The following is a 14,657-nucleotide window of genomic DNA, read 5'->3' on the forward strand; positions in this document are numbered from 1 at the left end:
TGGACTCGGCATGCGAGCCGCCCCGGTGCTGGCTAGTGTCGGTCTGTGGCGGATGAAAAAGAGAAGCTGATTCCGAGGCTGCGCCGGCAGCGTCCGTGGCTCGATCACCTGTTCCGGGCCAACGAGTCGTTCGGCGACCACTACGGGAACCACTACGCCGCCGCGATCACGTACTTCAGCGTGCTGTCGCTGTTCCCGCTGCTGATGATCGGGTTCTCGGTCGCCGGGTTCGTGCTGGCCGGCAACGAGGCGGCGCTGAACGAGCTGCGCGACAGCATCCTGCGCTCGGCGCCGCAAGGTCTCGGGGACCTGTTCTCGACGCTGGTCAACGCGGCGCTGGCCGCGCGCGGTGGGGTCGGCATCCTCGGCCTCCTCCTCGCGCTGTACTCCGGGATCGGCTGGATGACTAACCTGCGCGACGCGCTCACCGCGCAGTGGGGGCAGGAGAAGAAGAAGCTCCCGCTCGTCTCCACCACGCTCAAGGACCTCGCGTCCCTCGCCGGGCTCGGGCTCGCGCTCGTGGTGTCGTTCGGGCTCACCGCCGTCGGCGGAGGGGTCGGCAACTGGCTGCTGCGCCGCGCCGGCCTGGCCGACCAGGGCTGGGCGTCGACCGCGCTGACCGTGCTGACGATCGTGCTGTCGCTGCTGGCGAACATGCTGGTGTTCCTGTGGGTGCTCTCGCGCCTGCCGCGGGAGAGCGTCAGCGTGCGCAGTGCGCTGAAGGGCGCCGCCGTCGCCGCGGTCGGGTTCGAGATCCTCAAGCAGGCCGCCACCATCTACCTGGCCAGCGTGACCAGCTCGCCCGCAGGCGCGGTCTTCGGGCCGATCATCGGGTTGCTGGTGTTCGCGAACCTCGTCTCGCGGTTCCTGCTCTACGTCACCGCTTGGACGGCGACGGCCAGGGAGAACATCGTCACGGTGGTCCACGAGCCGCCGCCCGCCGTCATCCGGCCGGCGGTGACCATCCGCCGCGGGGCCGGTGCGGGCGCCGTCGCCGGGGCGTTCAGCGCGGGCGCGATGCTGGCCTGGCTGGGCCGGCGCCGCCGCTGAGCTACCGCGCCCGGCGGCGCCAGGGCTTGAGCAGGACGAAGCCCGCCACGATGATCAGCGCCACGACGAGGGTGACGATCCAGCCCGTGGTGCCGAACGCGTCCCGCTGCGTCGCGGCCGTGGACGCGTTCACCTTGCTCGGCGCGGCGTCGGTGGGCGCGGCCGAGGTCTGCTCCGGAGCGGGCCGCACGAGTTCCCCCACGGTGGCCGTTTTCGGCTGTGCGAAGCCATAGTCGAGCAGCTGGCCGGCCTGCTGGACGACCAGCGTCGGCCGTTGCTCGGCGCGCATCATGACCACCGCGAGCCGCCTGCCGTCGCGGGCCGCGCCGCCGACGTACGTGTGCCGGGCGTCGTCGGTGAAACCCGTTTTGCCGCCGAGGAAACCGGGGTAGTAGCCCAGCAGCTTGTTGTCGTTGACGATGCCGAACGCCGGTTTTCCGGGCTGTGCCGGCATCTGGTAGCCCTTCGTCGACACGGCCGCGGCGAACTCGGGCTGCTGCATGGCGGCGTGGAAGACGAGGCTCAGGTCGTACGCCGAGGTCGACATACCGGGGCCGTCGAGACCCGACGGGGTCGCGGTGCGGGTGTCCTTCGCGCCGAGCGCCGCCGCCTTCGCGTTCATCTTCTGCACGGCCGTGGGCACGCCGCCGAGCGCCGTGGCGAACGCGTGCGCGACGTCGTTGCCCGAGTGCATCAGCAGCCCGTGTAGCAGCTGGTCGACGGTGTACGAACCGCCGGCGACGAGGCCGACACAGGTGCACTCCTGCGTGGTGTCCTCGGGTGTGGGGTGGATGACGTCGTCCGGCTTGAGCTCGTCGATGACCACGAGCGCCAGCAACGTCTTGATCAGCGAGGCCGGCCGCTCGCGGGCGTGCGGGTTCTTCGCGGCGACCACCGCGCCCGTGTCGAGGTCCTGCACCACCCACGAGGCCGCGGTCGTTTCCGGTGGTGCGGGCGCGCCCGCCGGGGCCACCACGCCGCATTCACCCATGCGCGGGCCACCGACCGGTTCCGCCGGGACCGGCAGCGGGGCGGGCACGTCCTGGCCGGGCGCCGGGCGCTCGGAGGTGTCCACGGGCGGTGGCGGGGCCTGCTGGTCCGGGCAGCCCGGTGCCGCCGACGCCGGACCGGCGCCGTACACCAAGCCGGACAAAAGGATCAGCACAACACCCAGCAACCCACCACTTCGCACCGGTCGAGACTAGTGGACGAAGCTGCGGGGATCCGGTGAAGAACGGCCAACCGATCGGGGGATACTCGGCTCATGTCTCGACGTGTAGCGCTGTTCCTGCTGGTCTTCGGCGTGTGGTCCTGGGTCATCTGGATCACCTTCGTGAAGAACCTGTGGGCGAGCGACAATTCCTGGGCGCCGGACGGCTCGGCCACCGCGTTCTTCGTGGTGCATTTGGTGCTCGCCATCGTTTCGTTCGTACTGGGCACGATCATCGGCGTGCTCGGCTGGCGCGGTCTGCGGACCGCTCGGCGCACGGCCGACCGGGAGTCGACGCCGGCCCCTTGACGCACGGTATGGCCGCCATCACACTTTAGGTCCAGACCAATTGGACCAGACCATTTTTGCGGTGTACGCGAAAGGGTGGTGGCGGTGGTGCGGTTGCGAAGATTCCTTGGTGCGTTCGGCTTGTTCGCCTGTGCGGTGGTCGTCGCGGCGCTCGGGCCGGGGGTGACGGCGTCCGGTTCGGGTGCGGTGTCGGCAGCGCTGACGCCGACCTGGTCCGACGACTTCGACGGCCCGGCGGGCTCGGCCCCGGACGCGGGCCGCTGGGGTTACGACATCGGCGGTGGTGGCTGGGGCAACAACGAGCGCGAGTACTACACGAACAGCACCGCCAACGCGGCGCTGGACGGGCAGGGCCACCTGGTGATCACGGCGCGCAAGGACAACGCGTCGCAGTTCCAGTGCTGGTACGGCACCTGCCAGTACACCTCGGCGCGGCTGCTGACCGCGCACACGTTCACGCAGAAGTACGGCCATTTCGAGGCGCGCGTGAAGATGCCGCCGGGGCAGGGGATGTGGCCGGCGTTCTGGATGCAGGGCGACGGCGGCGCGCAATGGCCGAACAACGGCGAGATCGACATCATGGAGACCGTCGGGTTCGACATGGGCACGAACCACGGCAGCCTGCACGGCCCCGGCTACTCCGGCGGCAACCCGCTGACCGGCACATACACCCTGCCCGGCGGCGCGCAGCTGTCCAGTGACTACCACACCTATGCGGTCGACTGGGGTCCAGGCGGCGTCGTCTGGTCGCTCGACGGGATGGCTGTGGAGAACCACTTGCGCTCCGACGCGGGCGGTAACACATGGGTGTTCGACCACCCGTTCTTCATGATCCTGAACCTCGCGGTCGGCGGGAACTGGCCGGGCGACCCGAACTCTTCGACCGTGTTCCCCGCGACGATGTCGGTGGACTACATCCATGTCTCCAGTGGTGCCCCGGCTCAGCCGGCGGGCCGGATCACCGGGCTGGCCGGGAAGTGCGTCGACGACTACGCGGCGTTGACGGGCAACACCAACCCGATCACGCTCTACGACTGCAACGGGACCTCGGCGCAGACCTGGACCCGGCCCGGGGACGGGACGATGCGGGTGCTGGGCAAATGCCTCGACGTCACCGGCGGTGGCACGGGCGACGGCACGAAGGTCCAGTTGTACGACTGCAACGGCAGCGGTGCGCAGCAGTGGGTGGTCACGGCGGCGAACGACATCGTCAACCCGCAGGCGAACAAGTGCCTGGACGTGACGGGCAACAACTCGGCCAACGGGAACCAGCTGCAGATCTGGACCTGCGCCGGGACCGCGAACCAGAAGTGGACGTACACGACGCCGGGTGCTTGAGACGCATGGCATAAAATGGGCCCGGCGGGATCAGAAATCCGCCGGGCCCATTCACGCGAGAATCACACGCGCTTGAACAGCAGCGCGCGCTTGACCTCCTGGATCGCCTTCGTCACCTGGATGCCGCGCGGGCAGGCGTCGGTGCAGTTGAAGGTTGTGCGGCAGCGCCACACACCCTCGGCATCGTTCAGGATGTCCAGCCGCTCCTCCGCCCCCTCGTCACGCGAGTCGAAGATGAAGCGGTGCGCGTTGACGATCGCGGCGGGACCGAAGTACGAGCCGTCGTTCCAGTAGACCGGGCACGACGACGTGCAGGCGGCGCACAGGATGCACTTCGTGGTGTCGTCGAAGCGCTCGCGGTCGGCGGCCGACTGGATGCGCTCGCGCGTCGGCTCGTTGCCGTACGCGATGAGGTACGGCTTGACCGCGCGGTAGGCCTCGAAGAAGGGCTCCATGTCGACGTAGAGGTCCTTCATCGTGGGCAGGCCCTTGATCGGCGCGATCGACACCGTGGTCTGCTTGCCCTCCTTCTCCAGGAGGTCCTTCACCAGCACCTTGCAGGCCAGCCGGTTGATCCCGTTGATCTGCATGGCATCCGAGCCGCAGATGCCGTGCGCGCACGAACGCCGGAACGACAGCGTGCCGTCCACGTAGTTCTTGATGCTCATCAGCACGTTCAGCACGCGGTCCGTCGGCAGCGCCGGGACGTCGTAGGACTCCCAGTGCGGCTCCGAGTCGACCTCCGGGTTGAACCGCAGGATCTTCATCGTGATCGTGACCGAGCCCTCCGGCGCGGGCACCTGGGACGTGTCGTGAGTCGGTTCTGCTACGGCGGTCATCAGTACTTCCGCTCCATCGGCTCGTACCGGGTGAAGTTCACCGGCTTGTAGTCCAGCCGGATGTCGGACTGGAAACCCGTCAGGCCCAGCGGCGCGTCGGGGTCCTGCTTCTCCGGCAGCATCTTGTACGACATCGAGTGCCGCATGTAGTTGACGTCGTCGCGGTTCGGGTAGTCCTCGCGGGCGTGCCCGCCGCGGGATTCCTTGCGCGCCAGCGCCGCGTTGACCAGTGCCTCGGCCAGGTCCAGCAGGAAGCCCAGCTCGATCGCCTCGAGCAAGTCGGTGTTGTACCGCTTTCCCTTGTCCTGCACCGAGATCCGGCCGTACCGCTCCTTGAGCCGCTGCACGTCGGTCAGCGCCGTCTTCAGCGTGTCCTCGGTGCGGTACACCGCCGCGTTGGTGTCCATGGTCTGCTGCAGCTCGGTGCGGATGTCCGCGACCCGCTCGCCACCGTGCGCGGTGCGCAGGTGGTCGACCATGCCTTCGACCAGTGTCGCCGGGCTCTCCGGCAGGTCCACGTGCTCACGGCCCTGCGCGTACTCGGCGGCGGCGATCCCCGCGCGCCGGCCGAACACGTTGATGTCCAGCAGCGAGTTGGTGCCCAGGCGGTTCGCGCCGTGCACCGACACGCACGCGACCTCACCGGCCGCGTACAGCCCCGGGATGGTCTTGTCGTTGTCCTGCAAGGCTTCCCCGTGCACGTTGGTGGGGATGCCACCCATCGCGTAGTGCGCGGTCGGGTACACCGGCACCGGCTCCTTGACCGGGTCCACGCCGAGGTACGTGCGGGCGAACTCGGTGATGTCCGGCAGCTTGGTCTCCAGCACCTCGGCGCCCAGGTGGGTGCAGTCGAGGTACACGTAGTCCTTGTGCGGACCCGCGCCGCGGCCTTCCAGCACCTCCAGCACCATCGACCGGGCGACGATGTCGCGCGGCGCCAGGTCCTTGATGGTGGGGGCGTAGCGCTCCATGAACCGCTCGCCGTCGGCGTTGCGCAGGATCGCGCCCTCGCCGCGGGCACCCTCGGTGAGCAGGATGCCCAGGCCGGCCAGGCCGGTCGGGTGGAACTGGTAGAACTCGATGTCCTCCAGCGGCAGGCCCTTGCGGTAGTAGATGCCCATCCCGTCGCCGGTCAGCGTGTGCGCGTTCGACGTGGTCTTGAAGACCTTGCCGAAGCCGCCGGTGGCGAACACGATCGACTTCGCCTGGAACACGTGAAGCTCGCCGGTGGCCAGTTCCAAGGCGACCGCGCCGGAGGCGACCGGGCCGTCCTCGGTCTCGGTCAGCGCGATGTCGAGCACGTAGAACTCGTTGAAGAACTCGATGCCGTGCTTGACGCAGTTCTGGTACAGCGTCTGCAGGATCATGTGCCCGGTGCGGTCCGCGGCGTAGCAGGCCCGGCGGACCGCGGCCTTGCCGTGGTCGCGCGTGTGCCCGCCGAAGCGCCGCTGGTCGATCTTGCCCTCGGGCGTGCGGTTGAACGGCAGGCCCATCTTCTCCAGGTCGAGCACCGCGTCGATGGCTTCCTTCGCCATGATCTCGGCCGCGTCCTGGTCGGTCAGGTAGTCACCACCCTTGACGGTGTCGAAGGTGTGCCATTCCCAGTTGTCCTCTTCGACGTTGGCGAGCGCGGCGCACATACCGCCCTGCGCGGCACCGGTGTGCGACCGCGTCGGGTAGAGCTTCGTGAGCACCGCCGTGCGGGCCCGCTGCCCCGACTCGATGGCGGCGCGCATGCCCGCGCCGCCCGCGCCGACGATCACCACGTCGTACTTGTGGAACTGCATATCCGCTTCCTTGGTGGTGGTGGAGTCAGCTGTGGATGTTCGGGTCGAACGTGAAGATCACCAGCGTGCCGACGAACAGGATGATCGCCATCGCCACGTAGAGCACGATCTTCAGCCAGAACCGGGTGGTGTCCTTGCGCGCGTAGTCGTCGATGATCGTGCGCAGGCCGTTGCCGCCGTGGATCTCGGCCAGCCACAGCATCGCCAGGTCCCAGAACTGCCAGAACGGCGAGGCCCAGCGGCCGGCGACGAAACCGAAGTTGATCCGGTGCACACCGCCGTCGAGGATGTTCATGATCAGCAGGTGGCCGAGCACGAGGACGATCAGCGCGAGGCCGGAGATCCGCATGAACAGCCAGCTGTAGAGCTCGAAGTTGCTGCGCCGGGCGGCGGGCCGGCGCGGGGCGCGCGGCTTGGCGAGTGCGAGCGGCTCGGTGCTCATGACGGGCTACCTCCGAACAGGATCGAAGCGGTGCGCCAGAGCATCGAGATCGCGGCGGGCACCATCACGACCACCCAGACGACCACGATCGTCCACAGCATCGGCTTCTGGTACTTCGGTCCCTTGGACCAGAAGTCGACCAGCATGATCCGGATGCCGTTCAGCGCGTGGTAGAGCACCGCGCCGACGAGGCCGACCTCCAGCAGGTTCACGATCGGGGTCTTGTACGTCTCGATCACCGAGTCGTAGGTTTCGGGCGAGACCCGGACCAGCGACGTGTCGAGCACGTGGACGAACAGGAAGAAGAAGGTGAGTACCCCGGTGATCCGGTGCAGGACCCAGGACCACATGCCGGGGTCGCCCCGGTAGAAGGTCCCCTTCCGGCGTGAGGCACCCGCCCGATCGCTCGCCTCCGCCGCCGTACTGCCGGCGGCGGGCGTAGCCGTGGTGGACATCGGTGAACGGCCTCCAACGTCGTGGTTGGACTGTGCCCGTGGCTATCAAGACGGCAACGGACTTGGATATCCGGATGCTAAACCCGGTCCGGGACTCCCACTCAACCTCGGGTTGGCCTGTGTGATTGACCAGACACCGAGCGCGTGGCCCCCGTCACTCCACCAGGTGAAGCTCACGCCGGGTAGCTAGGCGATCGCCGTGCCAGCGCGCAAGCAAACATTTAGGTTACGGGCAGTGGCTTCCGTATGGCGTTTCGTTCACCGCCCGGTACGGTTCGCCAGTCGAGCCCGGCGATGCGCCGGGCCGTGCGTAGGACCGTCGTACCACGGCGGGGAGGGAGAGAGCTGTGCGTAGAACGCGTGCCGCGATGCTGACCGCTACCGCGCTGGCCGGTGTGCTCGCGCTGGCCGGCTGTGCCAAGGACTCCGGGGGTGGCACCAGCAGCAACAACGCTTCCGGCAACACCGGATCCTGCGTGACCTCGCAAGCGCCGGCCGCGCCGGCCGCCGCGACGTCCTCGAGTTCCGCCGGTGCCAAAGTGGACGCGAGCAGCCTCCGGATCGGCCTCGCCTACGACATCGGGGGTCGCGGCGACGCCTCGTTCAACGACGCGGCCGCCGCTGGTGTGGACAAGGCCAAGCAGGACATGGGCGTGAAGGACGTGTCGGAGAGCACGGCCTCGCCGACGGAGGACGAGGCGGCCAAGGAGCAGCGGCTGACCCAGCTCGCGACCGGTGGCTACAACCCGATCGTCGCGGTGGGCTTCGCCTACGCGGAGGCCGTCGGCGCCGTCGCGCCGAAGTACCCGAACACCAAGTTCGCGATCGTCGACGACGACTCGGTCACCGCGCCGAACGTCACGCCGCTCGTGTTCGCCGAGGAGCAGGGCTCGTTCCTGGCCGGTGTCGCCGCGGTGTACAAGAGCAAGAGCTGCCACATCGGCTTCATCGGCGGGGTGAACACGCCGCTGATCCAGAAGTTCGAGGCCGGCTACCTGGCCGGTGCGAAGGCGGCGTCGAGCAAGGTCCAGATCGAGGACCAGTACCTGACCCCGGCCGGTGACAACACCGGGTTCCAGGACCCGACCAAGGGCAACGCGAAGGCCGCGGCCGAGATCGCCGCGGGCGCGGACGTCGTCTACCACGCGGCCGGTGCCTCCGGTAAGGGCGTGTTCCAGGCGGCGCAGGCGGGTAACGCGCTGGCCATCGGCGTCGACTCCGACCAGTACAACCAGCAGACCGTGGCGCAGTACAAGGACGTGATCATGACGTCCATGCTCAAGCGGGTGGACGTCGCGGTCTACGACTACATCCAGGCCGTGGCCACGAACAACCTCACCACGGTGCCGAAGCGGTTCGACCTGAAGGTCGACGGCGTCGGCTACGCCACCTCGGGCGGCAAGATCGACGACATCGTGCCGGTGCTGCAGGGCTACAAGCAGGCGATCATCTCCGGTCAGATCACGGTGCCGACCACACCGGCGAAGTAACGACAGTTCCGCGTGCGGGGCTCGGGAGGGCAATCCTCTCCCGGGCCCCTTACGCCTTTCGGGGAGTCTTATGACTGAGCCACAACCGGTGGTCGAACTGCGGGGAATCACCAAACGCTTCCCCGGCGTGGTCGCCAACTCCGACGTGAACCTGACGGTGCGGGCGGGCGAGGTGCACGCGGTCTGCGGCGAGAACGGCGCGGGCAAGTCCACCCTGATGAAGATCCTGTACGGGATGCAGCAGCCCGACGAGGGCACCATCTCGGTCAACGGCGAGCAGGTCCGGCTGCGCAACCCGCAGGACGCGATCAAGGCCGGGATCGGCATGGTGCACCAGCACTTCATGCTCGCCGACAACTTCACCGTGCGCGAGAACGTGGTGCTGGGCGCGGAAAGCCTGCACGGCATCGGGAGCGCCGCGAGAGCCAGGATCACCGCGCTCGCCGAGCAGACCGGCCTGAACGCGTCGCAGGACGCGCTGATGGAGAGCCTCGGCGTCGCGGACCGGCAGCGTGTCGAGATCATCAAGGTGCTCTACCGCGGCGCCCGGATCGTCATCCTCGACGAGCCGACCGCGGTGCTGGTACCGCAGGAGGTCGACGCGCTGTTCGCGACCGTGCGGTCGATGCAGGAGCAGGGCTTCACGTTCATCTTCATCTCGCACAAACTCGACGAGGTGCGGGCGATCGCCGACACGGTGACCGTGCTCCGGCGCGGCACCACGGTCGGCACCGCGGACCCGAAGAAGATCAGCTCGCGTGAGCTGGCCGAGATGATGGTCGGCTCCGAGCTGCCCAGCCCGGAGACCCGTGAGTCCACTGTGACCGATCGGGACATGTTGCGGGTCAACGGTTTGCGGCTGAGCGCCGCGGACAGTGGCAGGGCGATCCTCGACGACATCTCGTTCACCGTGCGCGCCGGTGAGGTGCTCGGCATCGCCGGCGTCGAGGGCAACGGGCAGACCGAACTGGTCGAGACCATCATGGGCATGCGCAAGGCGTCGGCGGGCCGGATCGAACTGGTCGAGACCGGCGGCACGGTGCACGACCTGACGAAGCTCGGCACGCTCGCCCGCCGTGAGGTGGGCATCGGCTACATCCCCGAGGACCGCACGCGGTACGGGCTGCTGCTGACGCAACCGTTGTGGGCCAACAGGATTCTCGGCTACCAGACCCGCAAGCCGGTGTCGCGCGGGCAGTTGCTCGACATCGCCGGCGCCCGCCGGGACACCGAGCGCATCGTCTCCGACTACGACGTGCGCACGCCCGGTATCGAGGTGCCGGCCGCCGCGCTGTCCGGCGGGAACCAGCAGAAACTCGTGGTGGGCCGGGAACTGTCCGGCAACCCGGTGCTGCTCATCGCGTCCCACCCGACCCGCGGTGTGGACGTCGGCGCGCAGGCGCTGATCTGGGAGCAGATCCGGATCGCCCGGCGTGAGGGCCTCGCAGTGCTGTTGATCTCCGCGGACCTGGACGAGCTGATCGGCCTCTCCGACACGATCCGCGTGATGCTGCGCGGCCGCCTGGTCAGCGAGGCCGACCCCGCGACAGTGACACCGCAAGAGCTGGGAAGCGCGATGACGGGAGCGGAGGCGGCATGATCGACAATGGCGAAGCCCCCGGTCATGCGAGCCGACCGGGTGCGGGCGTCCCGCAGATTGGAGCGGCCGCATGACTTCTTGGCGTACCAAGGTTCTCCCGCCACTGCTGGCGATCGTCTTCTCACTGCTGATCTGCTCGATCGCGCTGCTGATCTCCGGTTCGGACCCGTTGCAGGCGTACTGGACCATGCTCCGCCAGCTCGGCCAGGGCACCACCGCGGTCGACACAGTGAACCTCGCGACCGTGTACTACCTGTCGGGGCTGGCGGTCGCGATCGGGTTCCAGATGAACCTGTTCAACATCGGCGTCGAGGGCCAGTACCGGTTCGCGGCCGTGTGGGCGGCGATCATCGGCGGCGCGCTGCACCTGCCGCCGGTGCTGCACGTGGTGGTGATCATCATCGTCGCGGTCGCGGCCGGCGTGCTCTACGCGGCGATCCCGGCGGTCCTCAAGGTCACCCGCGGCGTCAGCGAGGTCATCTCGACGATCATGCTGAACTCGATCGTCGGCGGCATCGTGGCGTTCCTGATCAACCCCGACCAGTTCGGGGTGCTGACCGGCAACAACCTGCGCACCCAGGTCATCGACCCGTCGGGCCGGATCCCGGGCATCCCGATCGGCGACGCGAGCCTGTTCGGGTTCGTGTTCATCGCGGCCGCGATCGGCCTCGCCTACTGGTTCATGCTCAACCGCACCCGGTTCGGCTTCGAGCTGCGCGCGAGCGGCGAGTCGACGACGGCGGCGGCCGCGGGCGGGGTCAACTCGAAGCGGATGACGCTCATCGCGATGCTGCTTTCCGGTGGCGTGGCGGGAATGGTCGCGCTGCCGGAACTGCTCGGCCGTGACTACACCTACGCGATCACTTCGACGCAGGGCTACGGCTTCACCGGGATCGCGGTCGCGCTGCTGGGCCGCAACCATCCCGGTGGGATCGCGCTCGGCGCGCTGCTGTGGGCGTTCCTCGACAAGTCGGCGGTTTCGCTGGAGCAGGTGCACGTGCCGAAGGAGATCGCGACGATCATGCAGGGCGCGATCGTGCTGTCGGTCGTGGTGGCCTACGAAGTCGTCCGGCGCGCCGATCTGGCCGCCGCGCAACGGCGCGTCGGCCGGGCGCTCAGTGGCGGCCGGCCGGCCTCGGTCGCGGAAGGGGGTGCGATCTGATGGCGCTCGACGTGGCAAGCCAGTCCGGCGACGCGATGACGATGCCGACCCCGCCCCCGCGGCGGCGGTTACCCGGCTGGGCCAAGGGAATCCTGTGGGCGATCGGCGTGATCGCGGTGCTGTCCGCGGCTTCGTACCTGACCGGCGTCAACACGCTCACCTCGACCAACACCGCGCAGACCGCGCTGCGGCTCGCGCTGCCGATCCTGCTGGCCGCGCTCGGCGGCCTGTGGTCGGAACGTGCCGGCGTGATCAACATCGGGCTCGAGGGCATGATGATCCTCGGTACCTGGGGCGCCGCCTGGGGTGCCTACTACGGCGGGCCGTGGCTGGGCCTGGTCGCGGCGATCGTGATGGGCGCACTCGGCGGCCTGCTGCACGCGATCGCGACGGTGACGTTCAACGTCAACCACATCGTCTCCGGGGTGGCGATCAACCTGCTGGGGCTCGGCATCGCCAAGTACCTGGCGACGCTGATCTTCCAGCCACTGTCCGGAAATCCGCGGCAGTCGCCGACGGTGCCGACGTTCGACACCTACTCCGCGACGTACCTGTCCGACTGGCTCAGCGGCCTGGAGAAGCAGCAGCGGGTGGGTATCTCGGATGCGGCCGGCCTCATCAACGGCCTCGTCACCGGGGTTTCGCCGCTGACGATCATCGCGATCCTGCTGGTGCCGGTGAGCTACCTCGTGCTGTGGCGGACCCGGTTCGGGCTCCGGTTGCGTTCGTGCGGGGAGAACCCGGTCGCGGCGGAATCCTTGGGCGTCAACGTATACGCGTACAAGTACACCGGTGTGCTGTTCTCCGGCGCGCTCGCCGGGATGGGCGGCGCGGCGCTGGTGCTGCTGCAGGGCGGCGGCGGGTACCTGGAGGGCCAGACCAACGGCCGCGGGTACATCGGTCTCGCCGCGATGATCTTCGGCAACTGGCGGCCGGGCGGCCTGCTCGGCGGCGCCGCGCTGTTCGGGTACGCCGACGGTTTGCAGCTCGCCGGTGGTGGCAAGGCGGTGCTCGCGCTGTTGTACGGCGCGGTGCTGTTGCTCGGTGTCCTCGTGGTGGTGCAGCTGATCCGGCGGCAGTGGATCGCGGCCGCGCTCGGTGTGGTCGGCGCCGGTGTCCTGTACTGGATCTACTGGTCGAACGACACGCTGCCCGGCGACCTGATCCCGTACACCGCGCATGTGGTGACCCTGATCGTGCTCGCCGTGGCCTCGCAGCGACTACGCCCGCCGAAGGCCGACGGGGCCCGATATCGGCGCGGTGAAGGGGATTGACGGTGCCCATCGAGTCCACTGTGGACTGGGATGCGCTGCGCGCGGAGGCGGTGCGGGTGGCGCGGAACGCGTATGCGCCGTACTCGCAGCTCCTCGTCGGTGTCGCCGCACTGACCGACGACGGCCGGGTCGTGCAGGGCTGCAACGTCGAGAACGCCTCGTACGGGCTGGGATTGTGCGCCGAGTGCACGATGGTGGGGCAGCTGCGGCTGTCCGGCGGCGGCCGCCTGGTGGCGGTCGCCTGCCGTTCCGGCGACGGCGACCTGCTGATGCCGTGCGGCCGCTGTCGCCAGCTGCTCTACGAGCACGGCGGTCCGGAATGCCTCGTGGACACGCCATCCGGGATCCTGCCGATGTCGAAGGTGCTGCCGGACGCGTTCGGCCCCCAGGACCTGCCGTGATCACCGCGGTGGACGTCATCCGCGCGAAGCGCGACGGCGAGCGGCTGAGCGACGAGCAGATCGCGTGGGTCGTCGACGCGTACACCCGCGGGATCGTCGCCGAGGAGCAGATGGCGGCGCTGGCCATGGCGATCTTCCTGCGCGGCATGGACGCGCACGAGATCGCCACCTGGACCGGCGCGATGATCGACTCGGGCTCTCGCCTGCAGCTCGACGTCGACCGCCCGACCGTGGACAAGCATTCGACCGGCGGCGTCGGCGACAAGATCACCCTGCCGCTCGCGCCGCTCGTTGCCGCCTGCGGTGCGGCCGTGCCGCAGCTGTCCGGGCGCGGGCTCGGGCACACCGGCGGGACGCTCGACAAGCTCGAGTCGATCCCCGGCTGGCGCGCGGCGCTGTCGACCGAGGAGATCACGCGTCAGCTGGGCGAGGTCGGCGCCGTGGTGTGCGCGGCGACCGAGGGGCTGGCGCCGGCCGACCGGAAGCTCTACGCGCTGCGGGATGTCACGAGCACGGTCGAGTCGATCCCGCTGATCGCCAGTTCGATCATGAGCAAGAAGATCGCCGAGGGCTCGGCCGGACTGGTGCTGGACGTCAAGGCCGGTTCCGGCGCGTTCATGAAAACCCCTGAGCAGGCAAGGGAACTGGCCAGGACACTCGTCGAGATCGGCACCGCGCACGGGGTCGAGACGACGGCGCTGCTGACCGAGATGGGCACCCCGCTCGGCCGCGCGGTCGGGAACGCCGTCGAGGTCGCCGAGGCCGTCGAGGTGCTCCAGGGCGGGGGACCGGCGGACGTGGTCGAGCTGACCCTCGCGCTGGCGCGGGAAATGCTCGCACTGGCCGGGTTGTCCGATGTGGACCCGGCGCGGGTGCTCGCTTCGGGCGAGGCGTACGAGACGTGGCGCCGGATGATCACCGCGCAGGGCGGCGATCCGGAGGCCGCGCTGCCGAAGCCGCGGCACGTCCACGTCGTCGAAGCGCCGGCGGACGGCGTGCTGTCGCGACTGGACGCCTATGCCGTCGGCGTCGCCGCCTGGCGGCTCGGCGCGGGCCGCGCCCGCAAGGAGGACCCGGTGCAGCACGCGGCGGGCATCCTCCTGCACGCGAAGCCGGGCGATCCCGTGTCCGCCGGGGAACCGTTGCTGGAGCTGCATACCGACACCCCGGAGGCCGTTCCCGCGGCCTTGGAGGCGCTGAGCGATGCCGTGTCGATAGGTGATCCGGTTCCGCGGCGGCCCCTGATCCTCGACACCATCCGCTCATGAAGAAAGCCCCTCACCTCGCGGAGTGAGGGGCT

Annotated in this window: 14 protein-coding genes; 9 read left to right on the top strand and 5 right to left on the bottom strand. The window is 69.0% G+C overall.

Features of this window, described 5'->3' with window-relative positions:
* Positions 1–45 precede the first annotated feature (45 nt).
* Positions 46–1,050, top strand: coding sequence for an inner membrane protein YhjD (gene yhjD / locus LOZ83_RS38175; RefSeq protein WP_236796790.1), 1,005 nt, complete (start codon positions 46–48; stop codon positions 1,048–1,050).
* 1 nt (position 1,051) lies between these two features.
* On the opposite strand, the gene LOZ83_RS38180 is transcribed toward yhjD, so the two are convergent.
* Positions 1,052–2,242, bottom strand: coding sequence for a D-alanyl-D-alanine carboxypeptidase family protein (locus LOZ83_RS38180; RefSeq protein ID WP_236796791.1), 1,191 nt, complete (start codon positions 2,240–2,242; stop codon positions 1,052–1,054).
* 72 nt (positions 2,243–2,314) lie between these two features.
* Between LOZ83_RS38180 and LOZ83_RS38185 the strand changes: the two genes are divergently transcribed.
* Together LOZ83_RS38185 and LOZ83_RS38190 are read left to right on the top strand one after the other, a co-directional pair.
* Positions 2,315–2,569: an SCO4848 family membrane protein gene (locus LOZ83_RS38185; protein WP_236796792.1), complete on the top strand. Its 255-nt coding sequence runs from the start codon at positions 2,315–2,317 to the stop codon at positions 2,567–2,569.
* An 87-nt stretch (positions 2,570–2,656) separates the two neighbouring features.
* Positions 2,657–3,907, top strand: coding sequence for a glycoside hydrolase family 16 protein (locus LOZ83_RS38190; protein ID WP_236796793.1), 1,251 nt, complete (start codon positions 2,657–2,659; stop codon positions 3,905–3,907).
* A 62-nt stretch (positions 3,908–3,969) separates the two neighbouring features.
* Here the strand turns inward: LOZ83_RS38190 and LOZ83_RS38195 are convergent, their stop codons facing one another.
* Genes LOZ83_RS38195 through sdhC form a run of 4 tightly spaced genes read right to left on the bottom strand, consistent with a single transcriptional unit; the run spans position 3,970 to position 7,430 of the window.
* Positions 3,970–4,746, bottom strand: a complete 777-nt coding sequence (locus LOZ83_RS38195; protein WP_236796794.1) for a succinate dehydrogenase iron-sulfur subunit — start codon at positions 4,744–4,746, stop codon at positions 3,970–3,972.
* Positions 4,746–6,533, bottom strand: coding sequence for a succinate dehydrogenase flavoprotein subunit (gene sdhA / locus LOZ83_RS38200; protein WP_236796795.1), 1,788 nt, complete (start codon positions 6,531–6,533; stop codon positions 4,746–4,748). Before sdhA ends, LOZ83_RS38195 begins: the two co-directional genes overlap by 1 nt.
* 25 nt (positions 6,534–6,558) lie before the next feature.
* Positions 6,559–6,975: a succinate dehydrogenase hydrophobic membrane anchor subunit gene (locus tag LOZ83_RS38205; protein ID WP_236796796.1), complete on the bottom strand. Its 417-nt coding sequence runs from the start codon at positions 6,973–6,975 to the stop codon at positions 6,559–6,561.
* The gene (gene sdhC / locus LOZ83_RS38210) at positions 6,972–7,430 is read right to left on the bottom strand and encodes a succinate dehydrogenase, cytochrome b556 subunit (RefSeq protein ID WP_236796797.1); all 459 of its coding nucleotides are present in this window, start codon (positions 7,428–7,430) and stop codon (positions 6,972–6,974) included. The genes LOZ83_RS38205 and sdhC overlap by 4 nt, the downstream gene beginning before the upstream one ends.
* Positions 7,431–7,798: 368 nt before the next feature.
* Between sdhC and LOZ83_RS38215 the strand changes: the two genes are divergently transcribed.
* The 6 genes from LOZ83_RS38215 (at position 7,799) to LOZ83_RS38240 (ending at position 14,625) form a co-directional block, all read left to right on the top strand.
* Complete coding sequence (locus LOZ83_RS38215; protein ID WP_236796843.1) at positions 7,799–8,920, top strand: BMP family protein; 1,122 nt, start codon at positions 7,799–7,801, stop codon at positions 8,918–8,920.
* Positions 8,921–8,990: 70 nt separating this feature from the next.
* A complete protein-coding gene (locus LOZ83_RS38220; RefSeq protein ID WP_236796798.1) occupies positions 8,991–10,520 on the top strand; it encodes an ABC transporter ATP-binding protein in 1,530 nt (509 codons plus the stop codon).
* Positions 10,521–10,590: 70 nt separating this feature from the next.
* Positions 10,591–11,682: an ABC transporter permease gene (locus tag LOZ83_RS38225; RefSeq protein WP_236796799.1), complete on the top strand. Its 1,092-nt coding sequence runs from the start codon at positions 10,591–10,593 to the stop codon at positions 11,680–11,682.
* On the top strand, positions 11,682–12,956 hold the full coding sequence (locus tag LOZ83_RS38230; RefSeq protein WP_236796800.1) for an ABC transporter permease: 1,275 nt from the start codon (positions 11,682–11,684) through the stop codon (positions 12,954–12,956). Before LOZ83_RS38225 ends, LOZ83_RS38230 begins: the two co-directional genes overlap by 1 nt.
* Positions 12,953–13,357 carry a cytidine deaminase gene (locus tag LOZ83_RS38235; RefSeq protein WP_255826930.1) on the top strand — a complete coding sequence of 135 codons (405 nt, stop codon included), beginning with the start codon at positions 12,953–12,955 and terminating at the stop codon, positions 13,355–13,357. Before LOZ83_RS38230 ends, LOZ83_RS38235 begins: the two co-directional genes overlap by 4 nt.
* Positions 13,354–14,625 carry a thymidine phosphorylase gene (locus LOZ83_RS38240; protein WP_236796801.1) on the top strand — a complete coding sequence of 424 codons (1,272 nt, stop codon included), beginning with the start codon at positions 13,354–13,356 and terminating at the stop codon, positions 14,623–14,625. The genes LOZ83_RS38235 and LOZ83_RS38240 overlap by 4 nt, the downstream gene beginning before the upstream one ends.
* The last annotated feature ends 32 nt before the right edge of the window (positions 14,626–14,657 follow it).

The sequence above is a fragment of the Amycolatopsis sp. GM8 genome (genome assembly GCF_021653975.1).
Classification (GTDB): Bacteria; Actinomycetota; Actinomycetes; order Mycobacteriales; family Pseudonocardiaceae; genus Amycolatopsis_E.

Excerpts from the sequence above, each read along its gene's own strand:
- LOZ83_RS38205 (WP_236796796.1), bottom strand. The coding sequence starts at position 6,975 with ATGAGCACCGAGCCGCTCGCACTCGCCAAGCCGCGCGCCCCGCGCCGG.
- LOZ83_RS38230 (WP_236796800.1), top strand. The coding sequence starts at position 11,682 with ATGGCGCTCGACGTGGCAAGCCAGTCCGGCGACGCGATGACGATGCCG.
- sdhC (WP_236796797.1), bottom strand. The coding sequence starts at position 7,430 with ATGTCCACCACGGCTACGCCCGCCGCCGGCAGTACGGCGGCGGAGGCG.
- LOZ83_RS38185 (WP_236796792.1), top strand. The coding sequence starts at position 2,315 with ATGTCTCGACGTGTAGCGCTGTTCCTGCTGGTCTTCGGCGTGTGGTCC.
- sdhA (WP_236796795.1), bottom strand. The coding sequence starts at position 6,533 with ATGCAGTTCCACAAGTACGACGTGGTGATCGTCGGCGCGGGCGGCGCG.
- LOZ83_RS38225 (WP_236796799.1), top strand. The coding sequence starts at position 10,591 with ATGACTTCTTGGCGTACCAAGGTTCTCCCGCCACTGCTGGCGATCGTC.
- LOZ83_RS38195 (WP_236796794.1), bottom strand. The coding sequence starts at position 4,746 with ATGACCGCCGTAGCAGAACCGACTCACGACACGTCCCAGGTGCCCGCG.
- LOZ83_RS38215 (WP_236796843.1), top strand. The coding sequence starts at position 7,799 with ATGCTGACCGCTACCGCGCTGGCCGGTGTGCTCGCGCTGGCCGGCTGT.
- LOZ83_RS38220 (WP_236796798.1), top strand. The coding sequence starts at position 8,991 with ATGACTGAGCCACAACCGGTGGTCGAACTGCGGGGAATCACCAAACGC.